The organism is Streptomyces sp. MAI_2237 (assembly GCF_054189285.1).
In genome coordinates this window covers 1,135,670-1,159,162 of record NZ_JAJPGQ010000003.1, presented here as the reverse complement: position 1 = coordinate 1,159,162, position 23,493 = coordinate 1,135,670, and the positions used below count along the sequence as shown (strand labels likewise).

General features: G+C 71.9%; 19 protein-coding genes and 1 pseudogene. 9 read left to right on the top strand and 11 right to left on the bottom strand.

Annotated elements, in window-relative coordinates:
* Positions 1-70: 70 nt before the first annotated feature.
* From LN251_RS15655 to ssd, 4 genes are all read right to left on the bottom strand, one after another.
* Positions 71-832: a type II secretion system F family protein gene (locus LN251_RS15655; protein ID WP_458244964.1), complete on the bottom strand. Its 762-nt coding sequence runs from the start codon at positions 830-832 to the stop codon at positions 71-73.
* A gap of 56 nt (positions 833-888) precedes the next feature.
* On the bottom strand, positions 889-1,761 hold the full coding sequence (locus LN251_RS15650; RefSeq protein WP_458244963.1) for a type II secretion system F family protein: 873 nt from the start codon (positions 1,759-1,761) through the stop codon (positions 889-891).
* A gap of 115 nt (positions 1,762-1,876) precedes the next feature.
* On the bottom strand, positions 1,877-3,076 hold the full coding sequence (locus tag LN251_RS15645) for a TadA family conjugal transfer-associated ATPase (protein WP_458244962.1): 1,200 nt from the start codon (positions 3,074-3,076) through the stop codon (positions 1,877-1,879).
* The gene (gene ssd / locus LN251_RS15640) at positions 3,073-4,176 is read right to left on the bottom strand and encodes a septum site-determining protein Ssd (protein ID WP_458244961.1); all 1,104 of its coding nucleotides are present in this window, start codon (positions 4,174-4,176) and stop codon (positions 3,073-3,075) included. The genes LN251_RS15645 and ssd overlap by 4 nt, the downstream gene beginning before the upstream one ends.
* Before the next feature lie 582 nt (positions 4,177-4,758).
* Between ssd and LN251_RS15635 the strand changes: the two genes are divergently transcribed.
* On the top strand, positions 4,759-5,592 hold the full coding sequence (locus LN251_RS15635; RefSeq protein WP_458244960.1) for an HAD family hydrolase: 834 nt from the start codon (positions 4,759-4,761) through the stop codon (positions 5,590-5,592).
* A 347-nt stretch (positions 5,593-5,939) separates the two neighbouring features.
* On the opposite strand, the pseudogene LN251_RS15630 reads toward LN251_RS15635, so the two are convergent.
* Positions 5,940-6,765, bottom strand: a pseudogene (locus LN251_RS15630) (oxidoreductase).
* Between the two features lie 101 nt (positions 6,766-6,866).
* Between LN251_RS15630 and LN251_RS15625 the strand changes: the two are divergent.
* Positions 6,867-7,847 carry an ATP-binding protein gene (locus LN251_RS15625; RefSeq protein ID WP_458244959.1) on the top strand — a complete coding sequence of 327 codons (981 nt, stop codon included), beginning with the start codon at positions 6,867-6,869 and terminating at the stop codon, positions 7,845-7,847.
* Between the two features lie 6 nt (positions 7,848-7,853).
* Here the strand turns inward: LN251_RS15625 and LN251_RS15620 are convergent, their stop codons facing one another.
* On the bottom strand, positions 7,854-9,125 hold the full coding sequence (locus tag LN251_RS15620) for a hypothetical protein (protein ID WP_458244958.1): 1,272 nt from the start codon (positions 9,123-9,125) through the stop codon (positions 7,854-7,856).
* A gap of 334 nt (positions 9,126-9,459) precedes the next feature.
* On the opposite strand from LN251_RS15620, the gene LN251_RS15615 reads away from it, so the two are divergent.
* The 6 genes from LN251_RS15615 to LN251_RS15590 all read left to right on the top strand — a co-directional run bounded on the left by LN251_RS15615 (position 9,460) and on the right by LN251_RS15590 (position 17,456).
* Positions 9,460-11,871 carry a bifunctional SulP family inorganic anion transporter/carbonic anhydrase gene (locus LN251_RS15615; RefSeq protein WP_458244957.1) on the top strand — a complete coding sequence of 804 codons (2,412 nt, stop codon included), beginning with the start codon at positions 9,460-9,462 and terminating at the stop codon, positions 11,869-11,871.
* Positions 11,872-12,098: 227 nt separating this feature from the next.
* Entirely contained in the window at positions 12,099-14,054 is a 1,956-nt protein-coding gene (acs, locus tag LN251_RS15610) for an acetate--CoA ligase (protein WP_458244956.1), read from the top strand.
* A 148-nt stretch (positions 14,055-14,202) separates the two neighbouring features.
* Positions 14,203-15,639, top strand: a complete 1,437-nt coding sequence (gene nhaA / locus LN251_RS15605) for a Na+/H+ antiporter NhaA (RefSeq protein WP_458244955.1) — start codon at positions 14,203-14,205, stop codon at positions 15,637-15,639.
* Positions 15,640-15,701: 62 nt separating this feature from the next.
* Positions 15,702-16,196, top strand: coding sequence for a phage holin family protein (locus LN251_RS15600; protein ID WP_458244954.1), 495 nt, complete (start codon positions 15,702-15,704; stop codon positions 16,194-16,196).
* Positions 16,193-17,146: an alpha/beta fold hydrolase gene (locus LN251_RS15595; RefSeq protein ID WP_458244953.1), complete on the top strand. Its 954-nt coding sequence runs from the start codon at positions 16,193-16,195 to the stop codon at positions 17,144-17,146. Before LN251_RS15600 ends, LN251_RS15595 begins: the two co-directional genes overlap by 4 nt.
* Before the next feature lie 127 nt (positions 17,147-17,273).
* Complete coding sequence (locus LN251_RS15590) at positions 17,274-17,456, top strand: hypothetical protein (RefSeq protein ID WP_249840236.1); 183 nt, start codon at positions 17,274-17,276, stop codon at positions 17,454-17,456.
* A gap of 33 nt (positions 17,457-17,489) precedes the next feature.
* Here the strand turns inward: LN251_RS15590 and LN251_RS15585 are convergent, their stop codons facing one another.
* From LN251_RS15585 to nth, 3 genes are all read right to left on the bottom strand, one after another.
* Positions 17,490-18,689 carry a MarP family serine protease gene (locus LN251_RS15585; RefSeq protein WP_458244952.1) on the bottom strand — a complete coding sequence of 400 codons (1,200 nt, stop codon included), beginning with the start codon at positions 18,687-18,689 and terminating at the stop codon, positions 17,490-17,492.
* 13 nt (positions 18,690-18,702) lie between these two features.
* A complete protein-coding gene (locus LN251_RS15580) occupies positions 18,703-19,398 on the bottom strand; it encodes an NUDIX hydrolase (protein ID WP_458244951.1) in 696 nt (231 codons plus the stop codon).
* A gap of 76 nt (positions 19,399-19,474) precedes the next feature.
* A complete protein-coding gene (nth, locus tag LN251_RS15575) occupies positions 19,475-20,446 on the bottom strand; it encodes an endonuclease III (RefSeq protein WP_458244950.1) in 972 nt (323 codons plus the stop codon).
* A gap of 411 nt (positions 20,447-20,857) precedes the next feature.
* On the opposite strand from nth, the gene LN251_RS15570 reads away from it, so the two are divergent.
* On the top strand, positions 20,858-21,532 hold the full coding sequence (locus LN251_RS15570) for a Crp/Fnr family transcriptional regulator (protein ID WP_058924095.1): 675 nt from the start codon (positions 20,858-20,860) through the stop codon (positions 21,530-21,532).
* A gap of 175 nt (positions 21,533-21,707) precedes the next feature.
* Here the strand turns inward: LN251_RS15570 and LN251_RS15565 are convergent, their stop codons facing one another.
* Entirely contained in the window at positions 21,708-22,538 is an 831-nt protein-coding gene (locus LN251_RS15565) for an MBL fold metallo-hydrolase (RefSeq protein ID WP_458244949.1), read from the bottom strand.
* A gap of 2 nt (positions 22,539-22,540) precedes the next feature.
* A complete protein-coding gene (locus LN251_RS15560; RefSeq protein WP_249840239.1) occupies positions 22,541-23,416 on the bottom strand; it encodes an NUDIX hydrolase in 876 nt (291 codons plus the stop codon).
* Between the last annotated feature and the right edge of the window lie 77 nt (positions 23,417-23,493).

The following is a 23,493-nucleotide window of genomic DNA, read 5'->3' as shown; positions in this document are numbered from 1 at the left end:
CTTTCGTCGCCACTGCTTCGTCGTCGCGTCGCCACTGCTTCGTCGTCACGTCGCCATCACTGCGCTCGCGTCACCTGCCACCACCTCCTCCCAGCACTCCGCCCGCGAGCCCGATCACCACGGGCAGTACGCCGATCGCGATGAACGCCGGCAGGAAGCACAGGCCCACCGGCGCGGTCACCATGACCGCCGCCCGCCGGGCCCGGCCCGTCGCGGCACGCGCCCGCTCCGCGCGGACCTCCCCGGCCAGACGACCGACCGGTCCGGCGGCCGGCAGCCCGGACACATCGGCCCGTTCCAGCAACCGGGCCAGGGCACCGGCACCCGGCAGCCCCGCGAGCCTCCGCCAGGCCTCGGAGGGTTCCCCGCCGAGCCGCACCTCCGCCGCGCCGCGCGCCAACGCGTCCCCGACCGGGCCGCCCAGGGCATCCCCCACGGCCTGCGCCGCGACCACCGGACCGGCGCCTGCCGCGATGCAGGCGGCCAACAGATCTGAGGCGAGGGGAAGTTGCCGTGCCGCCTCGGCAGGGTCGAAGGCCACGGCGGAGACGGTCCCCGCCTGTCTGCGGCGCCACCACCACAGCCCAGCCGCCGCGACCAGCCCCACCACGACCCCAGCGACGCCGCCGACCAGCACCCACCCGGCGCACACCGCCCCCGCCACCGGACCCCACCTCCGAAGGGCGGCCCGCACGTCGACACGAGGTCCGGCCGATACCGCCTCCACGGCGGCCACCAACCCGCTCAGTCGCCGCCGCACTCTCCGCTCCCTGCGTAGCGCCTCCAGCCACCGCAGAGCCCACACCCCGACCAGCACGATCCCCCCGATCACCAACAGCCTGTGGAAAACCCCTGAACCGAACACATCCCCCTCCTCGTGCCAGGTCTTCACGCCGCCTCAGCTCCCCGCACGATCCGCATCGCCCACCACATCCCCAGGCCCTCCAGCAGCCCGCCGACCAGGAGGCAGCCCAGGCCGGCGCCGGTGTGCAGCAGCACGTGCAGGGGATCGGCGCCCAGGGCGGACCCCAAGGCCAAGCCGAGAACCGGCAGTCCCGCGAGCATCAGTGCTGTGGACCGGGCGCCCGCCAACTGAGCCTGCAAATCAGCGCGTTGATCTCGCTCCGCCCGCAACGCCGCTTCGAGCCGGTCGAGTCCGGCGGCCAGGCCGGCTCCCTGGTCCACGGCGACCCGCCAGCATGCGGCGAGCCCCAGCAGTCCCTCAGCCCCCGGTTGCCGCGCCGCGACCGTCAGCGCCGCCGGTACGTCCCCGCCGAACCGCGCCGCCGCCAGCACCGTCGCCTGCGCGTCCCCGAGCCCGCCGGAGTCACGTGCGGCCTGCCGCAAGGCCTCTCCCGGCTGCCGCCCGGCCCGCACCTCTCCGGCGAGCGCCCCGCACAGCCCGATCACCGCACCCTCGCGGCGCTCGCGTGCCCGCCGGTCGCGGCGCGCCAGCCGCACCCGCCGCAACAACGGCACTCCGGCCGCCCCCGCGACGACCGGCACCACCGAAGCCCCCGCCACCGCCAGCACCAACCCGGCGGCCAGCGCCCACCACTCGACCCCCAACCGCCCTCGGAGGTTCCGCAGTTCCCCGGCCGTCACCCGCCACGACGGCGGTCCCGTTCCCGCCATCCCGCCACCGGCGAGCAACAACTGCGCCCGCCGCGCCCCGGAGTGCCATCCGCCCAGCAACAGGGCCATCACCCCGACGCACAACACAGCAGCCACCAGCGCGAACCCGCTCGTGCCCCTCACCATGCCGTCCCCCTCCCGTCCTCGGTCACGCCCGTCCGCATCACCACGTCCTCCCTCACTCGCCCTCGTCCTCGCCTGTCCGCCTCACCGCGCCCACCCACGACCTCGTCGCCCCCCATCACCACGCCCTCCCGCCCCCGTCCTCGCCCTCACCCGCTCGACCGCCCTCCCGGCCGTCCAGCAACTCCCGCAGCCGCTGCCACCCTCGCTCGCGCACGAACGCCTCCGTGCCCCACCGCAGCGCCGGCACCGTGCGCACCAGGCCCGAGCCGTCCCGTTCCAGGACGTGCACCTCCGCGATGCGCCGTCGGCCGGTCCGGTCCCGCACGAGATGCAGGACCACCGACAGCGCGGCCGCCAACTGGCTGTGCAGCGCGGCCCGGTCGAGTCCGGCCGCCGTGCCGAGGGCCTCCAACCGGGCGGGCACGTCGCCGGCGGCGTTCGCGTGGACGGTGCCGCAGCCGCCCTCGTGCCCGGTGTTCAACGCGGCCAGCAGATGCACCACTTCGGGGCCGCGCACCTCCCCCACGACCAGGCGGTCCGGGCGCATCCGCAGTGCCTGCCGCACCAGGTCCTGGAGGGTGACAAGCCCCGCGCCCTCCTGGTTGGCGGGCCTGGTCTCCAGCCGTACGACGTGCGGATGGTCCGGCCTGAGCTCGGCCGAGTCCTCGGCGAGCACGATCCGCTCACCGGGCCCGACGAGCCCCAGCAGGGCGCTCAGCAGCGTCGTCTTGCCGCTTCCGGTGCCCCCGCTGACGAGGAAGGACAGCCGCGCCTCGACCAAGGCCCGCAGCACACGCTCCCCGCCCGGCGGCACCGTGCCCGCTGCGACCAGCTCGTCCAGCGTGAACGCGCGCGGCCGGACCACCCGCAGCGACAGGCAGGCGCAGCCCACGGCCACCGGAGGTAGCACCGCGTGCAGGCGCGTCCCGTCGGGCAGGCGGGCGTCGACCCACGGCCGGGCGTCGTCGAGGCGCCGCCCGGCCACCGCGGCCAGCCGCTGCGCCAGCCGCCGTACCGCCGCGGGGTCGGCGAAGGTGATCGACGTCAGTTCCAGTCCGCCGCCCCGGTCCACCCAGACCCGGTCGGGGGCCGACACCAGGACGTCGGTCACCGACGGATCGGCGAGCAGCGGCTCCAGCGGCCCACTGCCGATGAGTTCGGAGCGCAGTCGCTCGGCCGCCCCGAGGACCTCGGCGTCCCCGAGGACCCGCCCCTGCTCCCGCAGGGCCTGCGCCACGCGGGCAGGCGTCGGCTCGGCCCCGCTCTCGACCAGCCACTGCCGTACGCCGTCCAGCAGGCCGGGTGCGGCGGTCATGCCGCACCCGCCTCGACCAGCGCCCGCTCCCAGAACTGGCGGCAGAACCGGGCGAGGGGCCCGCGCCCGCCCGCACCGGGTGGTGTCCTGCCCTCGCCGGGGCGCACCAGGCCGGCCTCGACCGGTACCTCGCCGGCCAGGGGCAGGCCGAGCAACCGGGCCACCTCGCGGTCGTCGAGTCCGGGTGCGTACGGTCCGCGGACTGCCACGCGCAGATCGCGCAGGACCATTCCGGCCGCGGAGGCCACCCGTCCGGCCGCGGCGACCGCGCGCAGTTCCGCCGGCACGACCAGGAGCCCGAGGTCGAGCTGGGAGAGTGCCTCGGCGACTCCGTCGTCGACGCGGCGCGGGAGGTCGACGACGACCGTCCCGCCGCGGCGCCGGGCCGCGGCGAGCACCGCCCGCATGGCCTGTGCCGGGATGGCCACGCAGTCGCCGCGGTCCCAGCTGAGCACCCTCAGGGAGTGCAGGCGCGGCAGCGACTCCTCCAGCGCGCCACCGCCGACGCGGCCGCGGGAGGCGGCGAAGGCGGGCCAGCGCAGGCCCTCCGCGGTCTCCCCGCCGAGGAGTACGTCGAGTCCGCCGCCGAGTGGATCGGCGTCCACGAGCAGGGTGCGCAGCCCCTGGTGCGCCGAGGTGACGGCGAGGGCGCACGCGAGCGTGGACGCTCCGGCCCCGCCGCGGCCACCCATGACGCCCACGGTGAGGGCGGGCCTGCCGACCCCCTCGGCGACGTCGGCGATGCGGTCGACGAGCCATTGCTCGCCGTCGGGCAGCATCAGCACGTGGTCGGCGCCGATCTCGACGGCCCGGCGCCAGACCCCGGAGTCGTCCTGGTCGCGGCCGACCAGCACCACCCCTCGCCGGCGGGCGGCCCCGCGCAACCGTCGGGCCGCGTCGTCGCCGACCAGGACGAGGGGTGCGGCCTCCCAGCCGCCCGCCCGTTCGGGCACGCGGTGGTGGACCTCCGGTGTGGCGCCGGCCGCGGCGCACAGCCGCAGCAGGTCGTCCAGCAGGTCGACGTCCTCCGTGACGATCAGTGGACCGGCCTGCCGCCCCGAGGCGGCGGGCGGTGGTTCGTGCGTGACGGCTCCGGCCATGGTCTCCGTCCCCCTTCGCTGCTTCTGTCGCGCAGCCCCTGCGGCCCCGCGATTCCCAAACGTGTGAAGAACCGGTTAGCGGCCTCCATATGAACGGCCGACAGAAACCGGCCGAAGCCGCGCGACAAAACGGAACCGGTCATGAACTCGGCCCGAGCGGGACGCGCTGGAATCACGGTGCAGCGATGCCGGAAATCTTGTGGATCTTGGTCGAAAACTGTGGACAACTCGGCGGTTGTGAATATCGCCGTCACCCATACCGGCGAGTCCGGTACCGGTCCCCGCACGACTTCCCCAGCGGAGCGCGACGACTACCCAGCGTGACGAATCATGGGCAGGCAAAAGAGGTGGTCGCGGCCGCCTCGGAACGGCGGTACAACCACCTCGATAGAGGAAAAACCCACCCGGACATGCGACGACCCCCGCCGGGGGGGAGAGCGGGGGTCGTCTCCACGGCCGACTCGGGGGGGAGGAGCCGGACCGGGTTAGCACGGTCGCGAACGATCCGTGACTTCCATGGTGTACCCGAGAGCCTTCTCAGGCAAACCCACGCGCCCACCTTACGCCGAATGGGCTCCCCCTATGCTCGGGGTTGTGGAAAACCAGTCGTTGCCCCGCACAGCGGCCTTCTTTGACCTGGACAAGACGGTCATTGCGAAGTCGAGCACGCTCACGTTCGGCAAGTCCTTCTACCAAGGCGGCCTGATCAACCGCCGCGCAGCCTTGCGCACCGCATATGCCCAGTTCGTGTTCCTCCTGGGCGGCGCCGACCACGACCAGATGGAGCGCATGCGGGAGTACCTCTCCGCCATGTGCCGCGGCTGGAACGTCCAGCAGGTCAGGGAGATCGTCGCCGAGACCCTGCACGACCTCATCGACCCGATCATCTACGACGAGGCGGCTTCCCTCATCGAGGAGCACCACACCGCCGGCCGCGACGTCGTCATCGTGTCGACCTCGGGCGCCGAAGTCGTCGAGCCGATCGGCGAGTTGCTCGGCGCGGACCGCGTGGTCGCGACCCGCATGATCGTGGGGGACGACGGCTGCTACACGGGCGAGGTGGATTACTACGCGTACGGCCCCACCAAGGCGGAGGCGGTCAGGGAACTGGCCCTCTCCGAGGGGTACGACCTGGAGCGCTGCTACGCCTACAGCGACTCGGCGACGGACCTGCCGATGCTGCAGTCGGTCGGCCATCCGCACGCGGTGAACCCGGACCGCACGCTGCGCCGCGAGGCCCTCGCGCGCGGGTGGCCGATTCTGGACTTCCACCGCCCGGTCCGGCTCAAGCAGCGGATCCCGTCGTTCTCCGTGCCGCCCCGTCCGGCCCTCGTCGCGGTCGCCGCCATAGGCGCGGCGGCCGCGACCGCCGGACTCGTCTGGTACGCGAGCAGACGCCGGACGACCGCCATGTAACCCTTTTGGCCCTGTTTGTGAGTAAAAGTAAAGAAGCGCAGGCAGGGGTTTCGCTTCCTCCGGTCGTGGAGTACAAAGGGGTTAACGGCCCGCGAGACCAAGGACATCCGCGAGGATCACCTTAATAACGCATTTGGCCCCACGGACCGAGCATGAACACCGGGCACCCACGCGACGTCGACCCGTCGATTACGGGCCAGCCGCACCAGGGACGGGCAAAGTTCCCGACCTGATGGGCAACATATCGAGGACGCTTGGTAACCCGGTGGACATGCCAGCGGCGGTACGAATTACTCGTACCGCCGCAACCCTTTTCCGGAAGTACCGGCGCAGTGCCGGCGCCCTTTCTACGCCGCGCCGCGCTGCAGGGCCTCGCACACGGCCGTCGACTCCCGGGCCCCCAGTCCGACCGCCTTGCCGCAGTGGGCGATCCAGGCGGCCATGCCGTCCGGGGTGCCGGAGACATAGCCGTCCAGCGCCGCCAGATAGGCCGCGCGGCCCAGTTCGGCGTGGCCGACCTCGGCGGGGCAGACGGACTTCGGGTCCAGACCGCTGCCCACCAGGACGATGCGCTCCGCCGTGCGCGCGACGAGGCCGTTGTGCGAGGCGAAGGGGCGCAGCGCGAGGAGCTCGCCGTGCACGACGGCGGCCCGTCACCAGGGCGGGCGCGGAACTGCCCGCGATGACCAGCTCGGCGAGGCCCTCCAGCCGGCCGTGCACCTCGTCGGCGCCCGGCAGCGGCAGCTCGATCAGCGGCTCGTCGACGGGCTCGCCCGCCAGTCGAGGCCGCCCGACCTCGTCGCCGTTGGTCGCCCCGGCCACCAGGTGCAGCCGGGCCAGCACCCGAAGGGGTGACTGCCGCCAGATGGACAGCAGCTGCCCCGCCTCGGCGGTGAGCCTGAGCGCCGCGCCCATCACGCGCGCGTCGTCGTCACCGCTGAAGTCGGTCCGCCGTCGCACCTCCTCCAGCGCCCAGTCCGCGCCGGACAGCGCAGCCGAGCCGCGGGCGCCGCGCAGGGCCGCCTCGGAGGTGATCTCGTTGCTGCGGCGCCGCATGACCCGGTGCCCGTAGACCCGGTCCACGGCCTTGCGCACGGACTCCACTGACTCGGCCACACCGGGCAGCGAACCCAGGGCGGCGAGCGGATCGGCGGTAGCGCCTGTCGTACTCATGAGTACGACACTAGCCACCCCGAAGGCGAACCCCACGAACGAGTGGTCTTCTTCACGCGCGCATGCCACATACAGCTATCACCCGACTACTCTTCGTGAACATGAAAATTGCTTTCGTCGGGAAGGGCGGCAGCGGCAAGACGACGCTGTCCTCCCTGTTCGTCCGCCACCTCGCGGCCGTCGGCACGCCTGTCCTCGCGGTCGACGCCGACATCAACCAGCACCTCGGCGCCGCGCTCGGCCTCGACGAGGCGGAGGCCGCCGCACTGCCCGCGATGGGCGACCGGCTCCCGCTGATCAAGGACTACCTGCGCGGCTCCAACCCGCGTATCGCCTCCGCCGAGACGATGATCAAGACCACCCCGCCCGGCGAGGGCTCACGGCTGCTGCGGGTGTGCGAGGACAACCCGGTCTACGACGCCTGCGCCCGGCCGGTGGAACTCGACGGCGGCGCCGTCCGGCTGATGGTCACCGGCCCCTTCACGGAAGCCGACCTGGGCGTCGCCTGCTACCACTCCAAGACCGGGGCGGTGGAGCTGTGCCTGAACCACCTGGTGGACGGGCGCGGCGAGTACGTCGTGGTGGACATGACGGCGGGCTCGGACTCCTTCGCCTCCGGGATGTTCACCCGCTTCGACATCACGTTCCTCGTTGCCGAGCCGACTCGGAAGGGGGTCTCCGTCTATCGCCAGTACAAGGAGTACGCCCGTGACTACGGCGTCGTCCTGAAGGTCGTCGGCAACAAGGTGCAGGGCCAGGACGACCTGGACTTCCTGCGCGCGGAGGTGGGGGACGACCTGCTGGGGACCTTCGCCCACTCCGACTGGGTGCGCGCCATGGAGAAGGGCCGTCCGCCCCGGTTCGAGCTCCTGGAGGACGCCAACCGCCGGGCGCTGCGCGTCCTTCAGGTCGCCGCGGACGCGACGTACGAGCTGCGGGACGCGGAGCGCTACACGCGCCAGATGGTGCACTTCCATCTGAAGAACGCCGACGCGTGGGGCAACGCCCGCACGGGGGCCGATCTGGCGGCGCAGGTCGACCCCGCCTTCGTGCTGGGGGTGGGCGTCGGGGCCCCCGTGTGACGAGGGCTACCGCTTGGCGCCCGGCGCCCCCGGCACGCCCTTGGGCGCGGGGGCCGGGCGGCCCGACAGGAACGAGGCCCAGCCCTGCCTCGGGGCCTGGCCGACGTCCAGGGTGCGCAGCTTCGCCAGGACGGCCGGGTCCTGGGCGTCCAGCCAGTCGGCCAGCTGGTGGAAGGACACGCAGCGCACGTCGGGCTTGTTGCACACCTGCTCGACGACCTGCTCGACGGCCCGCATGTAGGTGCCGCCGTTCCAGGACTCGAAGTGGTTGCCGATGATCAGGGGCGCTCGGTTGCCGTCGTAGGCCCGCTGGAATCCGGCGAGCAGGCCGTCGCGCATCTGGTCGCCCCAGAAGTCGAACTTGGCGGGGTCGCCCTGGGTGCGGGTGCCGGACTGGTTGACCATGAAGTTGTAGTCCATGGTGAGCTGCTCGTACCGGTGGCCGGGGAACGGCACGAGTTGCATGGACAGGTCCCACAGGCCGTAGCGCTTGTTCGGCCAGACCTGGTTGTCGACCCCGCTGGTGTCGTAGCGGAACCCCAGGTCGCTCGCGGCCTTCATGAAGTTCTGCTGGCCTTCGAGGCAGGGCGTGCGCGCTCCGATGAGCTCCTTGTCGTAGTCGAAGGGCAGCGGAGCCGCCTTCTTCATCCCGGAGTTGGTCTTCCAGGACTTCACGAACTGCTTGGCCTGGGCGATCTCGTCCTTCCACTCGTCGACCGACCACTGGCCGACGCCGCCGTTGGGCCCGCAGAAGTGCCCGTTGAAATGGGTGCCGATCTCGTTGCCCTCCAGCCACGCCAGGCGCAGCTGCTTCACGGTGTCGGCGATGCCCTTCTCGTCGTTGAAGCCGATGTCGGAGCGGCCCGGTGAGTGCTGCGGCGGCCGGTAGAGGTCCCGCTTTTCCTCCGGCAGCATGTACACGCCGCTGAGGAAGTACGTCATCGTCGCGTTGTTCGCCTTGGCCACCTTGCGGAAGTGGGAGAACAGCTTCTGGCTGTCCTCGCCCGCGCCGTCCCAGGAGAAGACGACGAACTGCGGCGGCTTCTGGCCCGGCTTGAGGCGCTCCGGTCTCGGCAGGTGCGGCTGGGCCCCGGTGTAAGCGGTGGAGCCGTCGCCGATCAGGCGGAAGGCCTGCTTGGGAGCCTGGCGTGGCTTGGCCTTCTGCGGGCCGGCGGCCCCTGCCTTCGAACCGTGGGAGCCGATCGCACAACCGGCGAGTGAGGCGGCACACGCCGCGGCGATCATGGCACCCGCGGCGATCCTCTGGGTGGCGGCCATCTTCCGCCCACCTTCTTCCTTCTCTCAGGCCAACGCCGACGAAGGCGTTCTCTGGTGGTGTGCCGGGCGGGCCCGACAGCGCCGCCAAGGTCGCACGGAGCCGAGAAGGAATTAGTACGACAAGCCGATGAAATAGCCACTTCACCCGTTCAAGTGATTGAATGCTCCATTTGCCAGAAACGTCTATGCCCGACCTTTACTCTGAATTACGATTCGTTTACCGAGCGTTGAATCATCCCGCCGCTGCACGCCGTGACCCACGGCCGCGACCCGAGCCCCGTCACCGACGGGGACCACCTGTTCCGCGACCGCTGCCCCGGAGGAGACGGGAAACATGTCAGCCTGCGCACCCACCACCCGCGCCACCGATCCCACTCGGCCCGAGCGCACCACCCAGTCCCACAGCCCACCGCCCCCGCACCGCCGCTTCCGTATCGACGGTGCCGATGTGTCCGCGTCCGTCGCGGTCTTCCTGATCGCCCTCCCCCTGTCCCTCGGCATCGCCCTCGCCACCGGCGCACCGCTCCAGGCCGGTCTGGTCGCCGCCGCGGTCGGCGGGCTCGTCGCCGGCCGCCTCGGCGGCTCCCCGCTACAGGTCAGCGGCCCCGCCGCCGGACTGACGGTGGTGACCGCCGACCTCATCCACCGCTACGGCTGGCGCACGACCTGTGCCATCACGGTCCTGGCGGGCGTCGCCCAACTGGGCCTCGGCTGCCTGCGCGTGGCACGCGGCGCCCTCGCCGTCAGCCCGGCCATCGTGCACGGCATGCTCGCCGGCATCGGCGTCACCATCGCCGTCGCCCAGCTGCACATCGTCCTCGGCGGCACCCCGCAGAGCTCCGTCCTCGCCAACCTCCGCGCCCTGCCCGCCCAGCTGGGCCACGTGCAGCCGGCCGCGGTGGTCGTCAGCCTGCTCACCCTCGCCCTGCTCCTGCTCTGGCCCCGGATCCCCGGCCGAGCGGGGCAGTTGCTGCGCCGCATCCCGGCCGCTCTGATCGCCGTCGCCGGCGCCACCACGGCCGCCTCCCTCGCCGGCCTGCGTCTGCCCCGGGTGGATCTGCCGTCCTGGAGCAGTCACGCCCTGGCCGGGCTTCCCCAGGGCCCGGCGCTCGGCCTGGCGACCGCCGTGCTCACCACCACCCTCGTCTGCAGCGTGCAGTCGCTGCTCGGCGCCGTCGCCGTCGACAAACTCGCCGCCGCCCGGCCGGGGCCGACGGTCCGGGCCGGACGTTCCGACCTGGACCGCGAGCTGCTCGGTCAGGGCGCCGCCAACATCGTCTCCGGCGCGCTCGGCGGACTGCCGGTCGCCGGTGTCGCGGTGCGCAGTTCGGCGAACGTGAACGCGGGCGCCGTGAGCCGGAACTCCACGATGCTGCACGGCGCTCTCGTAGTGATCGCCGCGCTGCTGCTGGTCCCGCTCCTGCAGCTCATCCCGCTCGCCTCACTCGCCGCCCTGGTGATGGCCGTCGGCATCCAGATGGTCTCCCTGCACCACATCCGCACGGTGACCCGCCACCGCGAAGTGCTGGTGTACGCCGTCACCACCCTCGGCGTGGTGGTGTTCGGCGTCCTCGAGGGCGTGCTGCTCGGCGTCGCGGTGGCCGTCGCCGTCTCCATGAACCGCCTCGCCCGCACCCGCATCACCCACGACGAGCGGGACGAAGTCCACCACGTACGCGTCCGCGGCCAGTTGACCTTCCTCGCGGTGCCGCGGCTCAGCCGGGCCCTGCATCTGGTGCCCCGAGGCGCCCACGCCGTCGTCGAGTTGGACGGGTCGTTCATGGACCATGCGGCGTACGAGTCCTTGCAGGACTGGCGGAACACCCACACGGCCCAGGGCGGCACGGTGGAACTGACCGGCCGCCGGACCGGTCTGAGCACCGGCGGACCGGGGCCCGGGGACGACGACCGTGTCGCCGAGCCCGGGACCACCCCCGGCACCGGCGAAGCCGCCGCCTCCGTCGACTGCCGCTGCCATCCCTGGACACCCTGGCGCAACCACCAGTGCGAGCGCCCCCGGCCCGCACCGGCCACCGCCCACCCGGTCACCGCCCACCCTGCCCCGGCGCCCGGCCACAGCCGGCACCAACTGGCGCGCGGCATCACGGCGTTCCAGCACAAGACCGCGCCGCTGGTGCGGGGCGAGCTGGCGAGGCTCGCCCGGGAAGGACAGCGCCCCTCCCAGCTCTTTCTCACCTGCGCGGACTCCCGGCTGGTCACGTCGATGATCACCGCCAGCGGTCCGGGTGACCTGTTCGTGGTGCGCAACGTCGGCAACCTCGTGCCGCCGCCGGGCGAGGAGGGCGGCGACGAGTCGGTGGCCGCCGCCATCGAGTACGCGGTGGACGTGCTGAAGGTGCGGTCCGTCACCGTGTGCGGGCACTCCGGGTGCGGGGCGATGCAGGCACTGCTCGACGCCGAGCCCGGGCGCGGCCGGACACCGCTCGAGCGATGGCTGCGCAACGGATTGCCGAGCCTGGAGCGGATGGCCGACTCCGAGCGGCCCTGGGCCCGGCTGGCGGGCCGCGCGCCCGCCGACGCGGTGGAGCAGCTGTGCCTGACCAACGTGGTGCAGCAGCTGGAGCACCTGCGCGCGCACGAGTCGGTGGCGCGAGAGCTGCGGGAGGGGAGGCTGGAGCTGCACGGTATGTACTTCCACGTGGGCGAGGCGCAGGCGTATCTGCTGACGGGGGCGCGTGAGGAGCAGGTGTTCGGCCATGTGGGGGTGGCCGATGTGACCTCGTGACCGCCGCGACGGCGACGACCGGGCCGGTGTGAAGGGCGTTACACCGCTGAACCCCGCCCGATCGGCCTCCGTGGGTACGAATGACCCCAGGCCACAGCGACCGAGCCGATCCGACCAGCCCCCATGACAGGTCTAAACCAATTTTCGGGCGACCCTTGTCATCGGCCCCTCGGGTCTGATGAGCTGTGGCCTGGGACACAACGGACACCCTGGGAAAGGCAGATGCCGTGAGCAACGAGAGCCTGGCCAACCTGCTCAAGGAAGAGCGCAGGTTCGAGCCCCCCGCCGACCTGGCAGCCAACGCCAACGTCACGGCGGAGGCGTACGAACAGGCCAAGGCTGACAGGCTCGGCTTCTGGGCCGAGCAGGCCCGCCGGCTGGCCTGGGCCAAGGAGCCGACCGAGACGCTGGACTGGTCGAACCCGCCGTTCGCCAAGTGGTTCAAGGACGGCGCGCTCAACGTCGCCTACAACTGCGTCGACCGCCATGTCGAGGCCGGCAACGGCGACCGGGTCGCGATCCACTTCGAGGGCGAGCCGGGTGACGGCCGCGCCATCACCTACGCCGAGCTCAAGGACGAGGTGAGCAAGGCCGCCAACGCCCTGCTGGAGCTGGGGGTCCAGGCCGGCGACCGGGTCGCGATCTACATGCCGATGATCCCCGAGACGGCGGTCGCGATGCTGGCGTGCGCCCGGATCGGCGCCGCGCACTCCGTGGTCTTCGGCGGCTTCTCCGCCGACGCGCTCGCCACCCGCATCCAGGACGCCGACGCGCGCGTGGTCATCACCTCCGACGGCGGCTACCGGCGCGGCAAGCCGTCGGCGCTGAAGCCGGCCGTGGACGAGGCGGTCGGCAAGGCGGGCAACGTCGAGCACGTGCTGGTGGTCCGCCGCACCGGGCAGGAGGTCGCCTGGAGCGAGGGCCGGGACGTGTGGTGGCACGAGATCGTCGACCGCCAGCCGGCCGAGCACACCCCGGAGCCCTTCGACGCCGAGCACCCGCTGTTCATCCTGTACACGTCCGGTACGACGGGCAAGCCCAAGGGCATCCTGCACACCTCCGGCGGCTACCTCACCCAGACGGCGTACACCCACCACGCCGTCTTCGACCTCAAGCCGGAGACGGACGTGTTCTGGTGCACGGCCGACGTCGGCTGGGTCACCGGCCACTCCTACATCGTCTACGGGCCGCTCGCCAACGGCGCCACCCAGGTCATGTACGAGGGCACCCCGGACACCCCGCACCAGGGCCGCTTCTGGGAGATCGTGCAGAAGTACGGCGTGACGATCCTGTACACGGCGCCGACCGCGATCCGCACGTTCATGAAGTGGGGCGACGACATCCCCGCCAAGTTCGACCTGTCCAGCCTGCGGGTCCTGGGGTCCGTCGGTGAGCCGATCAACCCCGAGGCCTGGATCTGGTACCGGAAGAACATCGGCGCGGACCGCACGCCGGTCGTGGACACCTGGTGGCAGACCGAGACCGGCGCGATGATGATCTCGCCGCTGCCGGGTGTCACCGCCGCCAAGCCCGGCTCCGCGCAGACCCCGCTGCCCGGCATCTCCGCCACCGTCGTCGACGACGAGGCGAACGAGGTGCCGAACGGCGGCGGTGGCTACCTGGTGCTGACCGAGCCGTGGCCGTCGATGCTGCGCACCATCTGGGGCGACGACCAGCGCTTCATCGACACCTACTGGTCCCGCTTCGAGGGCAAGTACTTCGCCGGCGACGGCGCGAAGAAGGACGACGACGGCGACATCTGGCTGCTGGGCCGGGTCGACGACGTGATGCTCGTGTCCGGGCACAACATCTCCACCACCGAGGTGGAGTCCGCGCTGGTGTCCCACCCGTCGGTCGCCGAGGCGGCCGTCGTCGGCGCGACCGACGAGACCACCGGCCAGGCGATCGTGGCCTTCGTCATCCTGCGCGGCACCGCCGCCGAGACCGAGGACCTGATCGCCGAGCTGCGCAACCACGTCGGCGCCACGCTCGGCCCGATCGCCAAGCCCAAGCGGATCCTGCCGGTGGCCGAGCTGCCCAAGACCCGCTCCGGCAAGATCATGCGCCGGCTGCTGCGTGACGTCGCGGAGAACCGCCAGCTCGGTGACGTCACCACGCTGACGGACTCCACCGTCATGGACCTCATCCAGTCCAAGCTGCCGGCGGCGGCGAGCGAGGACTGAGGCCCTTCGTCGGCCTGGGGGCGTCCGGCCACAGCGCGCCGGACCCCCCCATTAGGTAAACTAAACAAAGCAAACGTGATCCTCCAGGTGTGCCGGGAAGTCTGGTCGGCGAAGAGCCTTGCCCTGCCCCCAGACCGGAGGTCTCCCCGTGTCCGCCCCCCGCAGCAGCACCCCGCGCAAGGTCCTCGGACGCCTCTCCCTGCCCGAGCGGACCTACGTCGCGGACGCGCTGCGCACCGAGACCGTCGGTGGCGTACTGCTGCTCGCGGCCGCGGTCACCGCGCTGATCTGGGCGAACATCCCCGCGCTGCACGACAGTTACGAGAGCCTCAGCCACTTCCACTTCGGCCCCGCGGCCCTCGGGCTGCACCTCTCGGTCGCGCACTGGGCCGCGGACGGCCTCCTCGCGGTCTTCTTCTTCGTCGCCGGCATCGAGCTCAAGCGCGAGCTGGTCGCCGGTGACCTGCGTGACCCCAAGGCCGCCGCCCTGCCGGTCGCCGCCGCCCTGTGCGGCATGGCCGTGCCCGCGCTCGTCTACACCCTCACCAACCTCACCGGCGGCGGCTCCCTCGAAGGCTGGGCGGTGCCGACCGCCACGGACATCGCCTTCGCGCTCGCCGTGCTCGCCGTCATCGGCACCTCCCTGCCGAGCGCCCTGCGCGCCTTCCTGCTCACCCTCGCCGTCGTCGACGACCTCTTCGCGATCCTGATCATCGCGGTCTTCTTCACCGGCACCATCGACTTCGCCGCCCTCGGCGGCGCCGTCGTGGGTCTCGCGGTCTTCTGGCTGCTGCTGCGGAAGGGCGTGCGCGGCTGGTACGTGTACGTCCCCCTCGCGCTCGTCATCTGGGGGCTGATGTACAACAGCGGCATCCACGCCACCATCGCGGGCGTCGCCATGGGCCTGATGCTGCGCTGCCACCGCCACGAGGGCGAGGCGCACTCCCCCGGCGAGCAGGTCGAACACCTGGTGCGCCCTCTGTCGGCGGGCCTCGCCGTCCCCCTGTTCGCGCTGTTCAGCGCGGGTGTCGTGGTCTCGGGCGGGGCGCTGGGCGATGTGTTCACCAAGCCGGAGACGCTCGGCGTGGTGCTCGGGCTCGTGGTCGGCAAGGCGGTCGGGATCTTCGGCGGCACCTGGCTGACGGCACGTTTCACCAGGGCCTCGCTGAGCGATGACCTCGCATGGGCGGACGTGGCCGCGGTGGCCACGCTGGCCGGCATCGGCTTCACCGTGTCGCTGCTCATCGGTGAGCTGGCCTTCGACGGCGAGGCCGTACTGACCGACGAGGTCAAGGCCGCCGTACTGACCGGGTCCCTCATCGCGGCGACCCTGGCGACCGTGCTGCTGAAGGTGCGCAACGCCAAGTACCGCAGGCTGTGCGAGGCCGAGGAGCGTGACGAGGACGCCGACGGCATCCCGGACGTCTACGAGGAGGACGATCCGGCGTACCACCTGCGGATGGCGGCGATCTACGAGAGCAAGGCCGCCGAGCACCGCCGGATCGCCGAGGAGAAGGCCGCCGAGCGACGCGCGATTGCCCAAGTGCCGGGCGGGGCAGGCGATGAGGACGGCCGTCCGGCATGATCTGACGGGACGGTACAAATGTTCCGTGGAACACAGACGGTAGGCAGAAGAGGGAGATCGCGATGAGCGCACCCGACGGCAGCCCGGTCGGCGCCGAACGCAGCATCGGCCAGCTGTTCGCCTCGGCGACGACCGAAATGTCGGCGCTGGTGCACGACGAGATCGCGCTGGCCAAGGCGCAGCTCAAGCAGGACGTCAAGCGCGGCGCGACGAGCGGCGGCGCGTTCACCGGGGCCGGCGCGGTCCTCGTGTTCTCGCTGCCGATGCTCAACTTCGCGCTGGCGTACGGGATCCGCACCTGGAGCGACTGGAACCTCGCGGTCTGCTTCCTGCTGTCGTTCGCGGCGAACGTGCTGGTCGCGGGCGTGCTCGCGCTCGTCGGCGTGGTCTTCGCCAAGAAGGCGAAGAAGAGCCAAGGCCCGCAGAAGGTCGCCGCGTCCATGAAGGAGACCGCGGGCGTCCTGCAGAAGGCCAAGCCGCACCCGCGGCCGGAGCCCCCGGCGATCGAGGACCGCGCCCCCGCGGCCATCGAGGCTGTGGCACGCTCGTCCTCATGACGGATCCCGCCACACCATCGGCGCAACCCACCTCGGTCGTACGGCCGGACGCCCTCCCCGACGGGACGAAGGTGACGCATCGCGACGTCGCCGCCAACGGCGCCCGCTTCCACATCGCCGAGGCCGGAGACGGCCCGCTGGTGCTGCTGCTGCACGGCTTCCCGCAGTTCTGGTGGACCTGGCGGCACCAGCTGACCGCGCTGGCCGACGCGGGCTTCCGGGCCGTCGCCATGGACCTGCGGGGCGTCGGCGGCAGCGACCGCACCCCGCGCGGGTACGACCCGACGAACCTCGTCCTCGACATCACCGGCGTCGTCCGCTCCCTCGGGGAGCCGGACGCCGCGCTGGTCGGCCACGACCTGGGCGGATACCTGGCGTGGACGGCCGCGGTCATGCGCCCGAAGCTGGTACGACGGCTCGCCGTCACCTCCATGCCGCATCCCCGGCGCTGGCGCTCGGCGATGCTCACCGACGTCAAGCAGACGCGCGCCGGCTCCTACATCTGGGGGTTCCAGCGCCCCTGGATCCCCGAACGGCAGCTCACCGCCGACGACGGGGCACAGGTGGCCGAGCTGCTCCAGGAGTGGTCCGGCCCCCACCAGCCGGACGAGGAGACCCTGGACACCTACCGGCGCGCGATGTGCATCCCGTCCACGGCCCACTGCTCGGTGGAGCCGTACCGCTGGATGGTGCGCTCCCTGGCCCGACCGGACGGCATCCAGTTCAACCGCCGGATGAAGCGGCCGCTGCGGGTGCCGACCCTGCATCTGCACGGCTCGCTGGACCCGGTGATGCGCACGCGCAGCGCGGCCGGCTCCGGCGAGTACGTCGAGGCGCCCTACCGCTGGCGGCTGTTCGACGGGCTCGGGCACTTCCCGCACGAGGAGGATCCCGCCGCCTTCTCGACCGAGCTGATCAACTGGCTCAAGGATCCCGAGCCCGATCGGTGACCGTTCCATCGCGCCCGGTATCCGGATCTGAACACCTGTCCTACGAACAGCCAATTGCCTGGCGCATAGGCCAATTGGGGGCCGTGGGGGCGGTTATCGACCTTGGGGCGGGGGCAGACGTCCGGGTATGGGCTGGACGCACGACTACAGTGACGCAGTTCGCAATCGCCGCTCGGCCATCGGCCTGAGCACCCACCAGCGAGGAGGCACCCCGCAGATGCAGGGTACGGACCTCCGGGTGGGCATTCCGCGCATCCTGCGCCGCCGGGCCCGCTGGGTCTCGGTACGCCTGCGTCACCCGCGCGGCTGACGCCTCTTCCTCAACCGGGTTCCCGTACGACGTCTACAGCGCGCAACTGTCGCTGTCGACCTGCTGGTTCGCGCTGCGCCCCTGGGTGATGTCCGGCTGGATCTCGTCCGCGGTGAGCGCGTAGCCGGTGTCGGCGTCGTCGAGGGACTTGGCGAACACCACGCCGTACACCTCCCCCTGGGGGGTGAGCAGCGGTCCGCCGGAGTTGCCCTGGCGGACGGTCGCGTACAGCGAGTACACGTCCCGGTGCACGGTGCCGCGGTGGTAGATGTCCGGGCCGTTGGCCGGGATGCGTCCCCGCACGCGTGCGGCGCGGACGTCGTACGAGCCGTTCTCGGGGAAGCCCGCGATGATCGCGCCGTCGCCGCTCCTGGCGTCGGTGGCCGAGAACTTCAGGGCGGGCGCCTTGAGGCCGGGCACGTCCAGGACGGCGATGTCGCGGTGCCAGTCGTAGAGGACGACCGTGGCGTCGTACTTCCGGCCCTCGCCGCCTATCTGGACGGTGGGCTCGTCGACGCCGCCGACCACGTGCGCGTTGGTCATGACGCGGCGGTCGCCGAAGACGAAGCCGGAGCCCTCCAGGACCTTGCCGCAGCTCGTGGCGGTGCCCATGACCTTGACGATGGACCTCTTCGCGCGCGTGGCAACAGAGCTGTTGGCCAGGGCCGGGTCGGGGGGCCGGACGTCGGTGATCGGCTCGTTCGAGAAGGGGCTGAAGACCTGGGGGAAGCCGTTCTGCGCGAGGACCGAGGAGAAGTCGGCGAACCAGGTGTCGGCCTGCGTCGGCAGCGCCCGGGAGACCCCGAGGAGCACCTTGGAGCTGCGCACCTCCTTGCCGAGCGTCGGCAGGGTGGTGCCGGCCAGGGCGGAGCCGATCAGCCACGCCACCAGGAGCATCGCGACGACGTTGACGAGAGCGCCGCCGGTGGCGTCCAGGGCGCGGGCCGGGGACCAGGTGATGTACCGGCGCAACTTGTTGCCGAGGTGGGTGGTGAGGGCCTGGCCGACCGAGGCGCAGACGATCACGACGACGACCGCGACCACGGCGGCGGTGGTGCTCACCTCGGCGTTGTCGGTCAGCGCGTCCCAGATGACGGGCAGTGTGTAGACCGCGACGAGACCGCCGCCCAGGAAGCCGATCACCGACAGGATGCCGACGACGAAGCCCTGGCGATAGCCGACGATCGCGAACCACACGGCGGCGACCAGCAACAGGATGTCCAGCACATTCACGGTGGACACCCTGTCATGACCGCCAGTCGAGCGGGACCTGCTTCTCCCGGTCCCAGGGGCGCTCCCAGCCGGAGTAGTACAGCAGACGGTCGATGATTCCGGCCGTGAAGCCCCACACGAGGGCCGATTCGACCAGGAATGCCGGACCTCGGTGCCCGCTCGGGTGAACGGTGGTGGCACGGTTGTCCGGGTCCGTGAGATCCGCCACGGGGACGGTGAAGACCCTCGCCGTCTCGTTCGGATCGACCGCGGCGACCGGGCTCGGCTCGCGCCACCACCCCATCACCGGGGTCACCACGAAGCCGCTGACCGGGATGTAGAGCTTCGGCAGCACGCCGAAGAGCTGCACGCCGGACGGGTCGAGCCCGGTCTCCTCCTCGGCCTCGCGCAGGGCGGCCCGCAGGGGCCCGTCGGTGTGCGGGTCGCCGTCCTCGGGGTCGAGGGCGCCGCCGGGGAAGGACGGCTGTCCCGCGTGCGACCTGAGGGACCCCGCCCGCTCCATGAGCAGCAGCTCGGGGCCGCGCTCGCCCTCACCGAACAGCACGAGCACCGCCGACTGCCGGCCCGCCCCGTCCTCGGGCGGCAGGAAGCGGCTCAGCTGTAGCGGCTGCACCGTCTCCACGGCCCGCACCACCGGGCCGAGCCAGTCGGGCAGGCCCTCCTTGCTGAGTGTCACCGGCCCGCCCTGCGTGTCGCTCGCTCGTGTCATCGCCACCCCCGTCGTCCTGCCCGTTTCAACGTCCGGCAGGCCCTTGATCGTTCCTCGCGCCGGTGTGCCCGGTCCGTCATGCGGCGCCCAGCGGCGGAGCCGCCAGGCCGCCGGCGTCCAGGTAGGCCTGCGGCGGGTTGAGACGCTGGCCCGGGAAGCCGCCCTTCTCGTACTTCAGGAGCTTCTTCGCCTTCTCGGGGTCGGTCTCGCCCTCGCCGTAGGCCGGGCAGAGCGGGGCGATGGGGCAGGCGCCGCAGGCGGGCTTGCGGGCGTGGCAGATGCGGCGGCCGTGCCAGATGACGTGGTGCGAGAGGTCCGTCCAGTCGCTCTTCGGGAAGAGCGCTCCCACGGCGGCCTCGATCTTGTCCGGGTCGGTCTCCGCGGTCCACTGCCAGCGTCGCACCAGCCGCTGGAAATGCGTGTCCACGGTGATGCCGGGGCGGCCGAAGGCGTTGCCGAGCACGACGAAGGCGGTCTTGCGGCCGACGCCGGGCAGTTTGACGAGGTCTTCCAACGTGCCGGGGACCTCACCGCCGAACTGCTCCACCAGCGCCTTCGACAGCCCTATCACCGACTTGGTCTTGGCCCGGAAGAATCCGGTGGGGCGCAGGATCTCCTCGACCTCCTCGGGGTTGGCGGCGGCCAAATCCTCGGGGGTGGGGTACTTGGCGAAGAGCGCCGGGGTCGTCTGATTGACCCTCAGGTCGGTCGTCTGGGCGGACAGGACCGTGGCGACGACGAGCTGGAAGGGGTTCTCGAAGTCCAACTCCGGGTGGGCGTACGGGTAGACCTCGGCGAGCTCGCGGTTGATGCGGCGGGCGCGGCGCACGAGCGCGGTCGGGGACTCGCCCTTGGGCGGCGCCGCGACGGGCTTGGCGGCGGGGGCGCCCTTGACGGCGGCGGCGGCCTTCTTCGGGGCGACGGTGGCCTTTTTGACGGCTGCGGCTTTCCTGACGGGTGCTTTCTTCACGGCGGCTGGCTTGTCGGCGGGCTTCGTCGCGGCGGTCTTGTCGGCGGCAGTCGGCTTGGCGGCGGCGGTCTTCTTCACGGCCGTCTGGTTCCCCGTCGGCTTTTTCGCAGCCGTCTTCTTCGCGGTCACCTTCTTCGCCCCAGCCTTCCCGCCCGCCACATTCCCTGTCTCTTTTGCCGGTTTCCTTCCGCCGCCGGGGTTCTGTTCGCCCACAGCGGAATCACGACGTGCAGCCACCCGCGCAGCCCCCTTGGCCTGTGCTCTCACCGGCGGTTTGGACACCCGGCCAGCCTAGAGCCCGGCACTGACATCCGCCCCGGACCCAAAGGATCGGCCCCCAATTGGACCCCTGCCGCTTACCTGGGGACACCAGTGCGGCATCCTTGTGACAGATCACACTGTTTGGACCGTCCGGCAAGATGGGGAACACGGTCCCCTGGTACCAAGGGGGAGCAAGATCCCCTGAGCAGGTCGACAAGGAGATAACTCGTGGACGACGTTCTGCGGCGGAACCCGCTCTTCGCGGCGCTCGACGACGAGCAGGCCGCGGAGCTCCGCGCCTCCATGAGTGAGGTGACCCTCGCGCGCGGCGACTCGCTCTTCCACGAGGGCGACCCCGGTGATCGGCTCTACGTGGTCACCGAGGGCAAGGTCAAGCTGCACCGCACCTCCCCCGACGGCCGCGAGAACATGCTCGCCGTCGTCGGCCCCGGCGAACTGATCGGCGAGCTGTCGCTGTTCGACCCGGGCCCGCGCACCGCCACGGCCACCGCGCTGACGGAGGTCAAGCTGCTGGGCCTCGGCCACGGCGACCTCCAGCCCTGGCTGAACGTCCGCCCGGAGGTGGCCGGCGCCCTGCTGCGCGCCGTCGCGCGGCGTCTGCGCAAGACCAACGACCAGATGTCCGACCTGGTCTTCTCGGACGTCCCCGGCCGGGTCGCCCGCGCTCTGCTGGACCTCTCGCGTCGCTTCGGCGTGCAGTCCGAGGAGGGCATCCACGTCGTGCACGACCTCACCCAGGAGGAGCTGGCCCAGCTGGTCGGCGCGTCCCGGGAGACGGTCAACAAGGCGCTGGCCGACTTCGCGCAGCGGGGGTGGCTCCGCCTGGAGGCGCGTGCGGTGATCCTGCTGGACGTGGAGCGGCTGGCGAAGCGGTCTCGCTGACGCCGGCCCGGGCCGGGGTTGCTGGGGGCTCCGCCCTCAGGCCCCCGTTCGGCCTGAACGGCCTCGTCCTCAAACGCCGGACGGGCTGTTTTGCGCGCACGTCCGCAGATGCCGGAACGGGTGCTTCAGTGCGGCCATGTCCGCAGACGCCGGAACGGCTGTGTGTGGCCGTCGGCTAGATCAGGCCGTGCTCTTCCAGGTAGTCCATCTGCGCGCGTACCGACAGCTCGGCGGCGGGCCACAGGGAGCGGTCCACGTCGGCGTAGACGCGGGCGACGACCTGGGTGGGGGTGCGGTAGCCGTCCTCGACCGCCGTCTCGACCTGGGCGAGGCGGTGGGCGCGGTGGGCCAGGTAGAACTCCACGGCCCCTTGGGCGTCCTCCAGGACGGGCCCGTGGCCCGGCAGGACGGTGTGGACGCCGTCGTCGACCGCCAGGGAGCGCAGCCGGCGCAGCGAGTCCAGGTAGTCGCCCAGGCGGCCGTCGGGGTGCGCCACGACCGTCGTACCGCGTCCCAGGACGGTGTCGCCGGTCAGGACGGCCCGGTCGGCCGGCAGATGGAAGCACAGGGAGTCCGAGGTGTGACCCGGGGTGGGGACGACCCTGAGCTCCAGTCCGCCGACGGCGATCACGTCGCCGGCCGCGAGGCCCTCGTCGCCCAGCCGCAGCGCCGGGTCCAGCGCACGCACGCGTGTGGCGGTCAGCTCGGCGAAGCGGGAAGCGCCTTCCGCGTGGTCGGGGTGGCCGTGGGTGAGGAGGGTGAGCGCGATGCGCTTGCCGGCCGCCTCGGCCGTGTCGACGACCGTGCGCAGGTGGCCCTCGTCCAGCGGGCCGGGGTCGACGACGACCGCCAGGTCGGAGTCCGGTTCGGCAAGGATCCAGGTGTTGGTGCCGTCGAGGGTCATCGCCGAGGCGTTGGGGGCCAGGACGTTGACGGCCCGGGACGTGGCCGGGCCGCTGACGACCACGCCCCTGGGCCGGCCGGGGAGGGTGCTCGCGTCGGTCATGCTCAGGCTCCACCGGTCGGAAGGTCGGTCGGGATGCGCTTGGTGAACTCGTCGTGCCCGGGCCAGGTCAGCACGATCCGGCCGTCCTCCAGACGGGCCTGTGCCAGTACGGCGGTCATGTCCTGCCCCGGGGCGGCGGCGAGCGCGTCGGCGGCCGTGCCGTACGGGGCGAGCGCGCGCAGGGTGGCGATGGTGGGCGGCATCATCAGCAGCTCGCCCTTGTCGTAGCCCTCGGCCGCGTCCTGGGGCCGGATCCACACCGTGCGGTCGGCCTCCGTGGAGGCGTTGCGGGTGCGCTGGCCGTGCGGGAGGGCGGCGACGAAGAAGAAGGTGTCGTAGCGGCGGGCCTCGAACTCCGGGGTGATCCAGCGCGCCCAGGCGCCGAGCAGGTCCGAGCGCAGCACCAGGCCGCGGCGGTCGAGGAACTCGGCGAAGGAGAAGTCGCGGGCGACCAGCGCCGCGCGGTCCGCCTCCCAGTCCTCGCCCGTGGTGTCGCCCACCACGGAGTCGGCGGTCGGCCCGGCGAGCAGGACGCCCGCCTCCTCGTACGTCTCCCGGACGGCCGCGCACACGATGGCCTGGGCCGCCCGCTCGTCGACGCCGAGCCGCTCGGCCCACCACGCGCGCGTGGGGCCCGCCCAGCGCACGTGGTGCTCGTCGTCGCGCGGGTCGACGCCACCGCCCGGATAGGCGTACGCGCCTCCGGCGAAGGCCATGGAGGCGCGTCTGCGCAGCATGTGGACGACCGGACCGCTGCCGGTGTCCTTCAGGAGCATGACGGTGGCCGCCCGCTTGGGGACCACCGGAGTGAGCGTGCCCTCCGCGAGCGCGCGGATGCGGTCCGGCCAGTCCTGCGGAAACCACTGCCCATTCGCCATGGCCGGAGGCTATCCCGTGGTGCGCGAATGTTCGAGAGGTCCCCGAGGTCAGAGCGGTGGTTACGGGATCGGAGCGG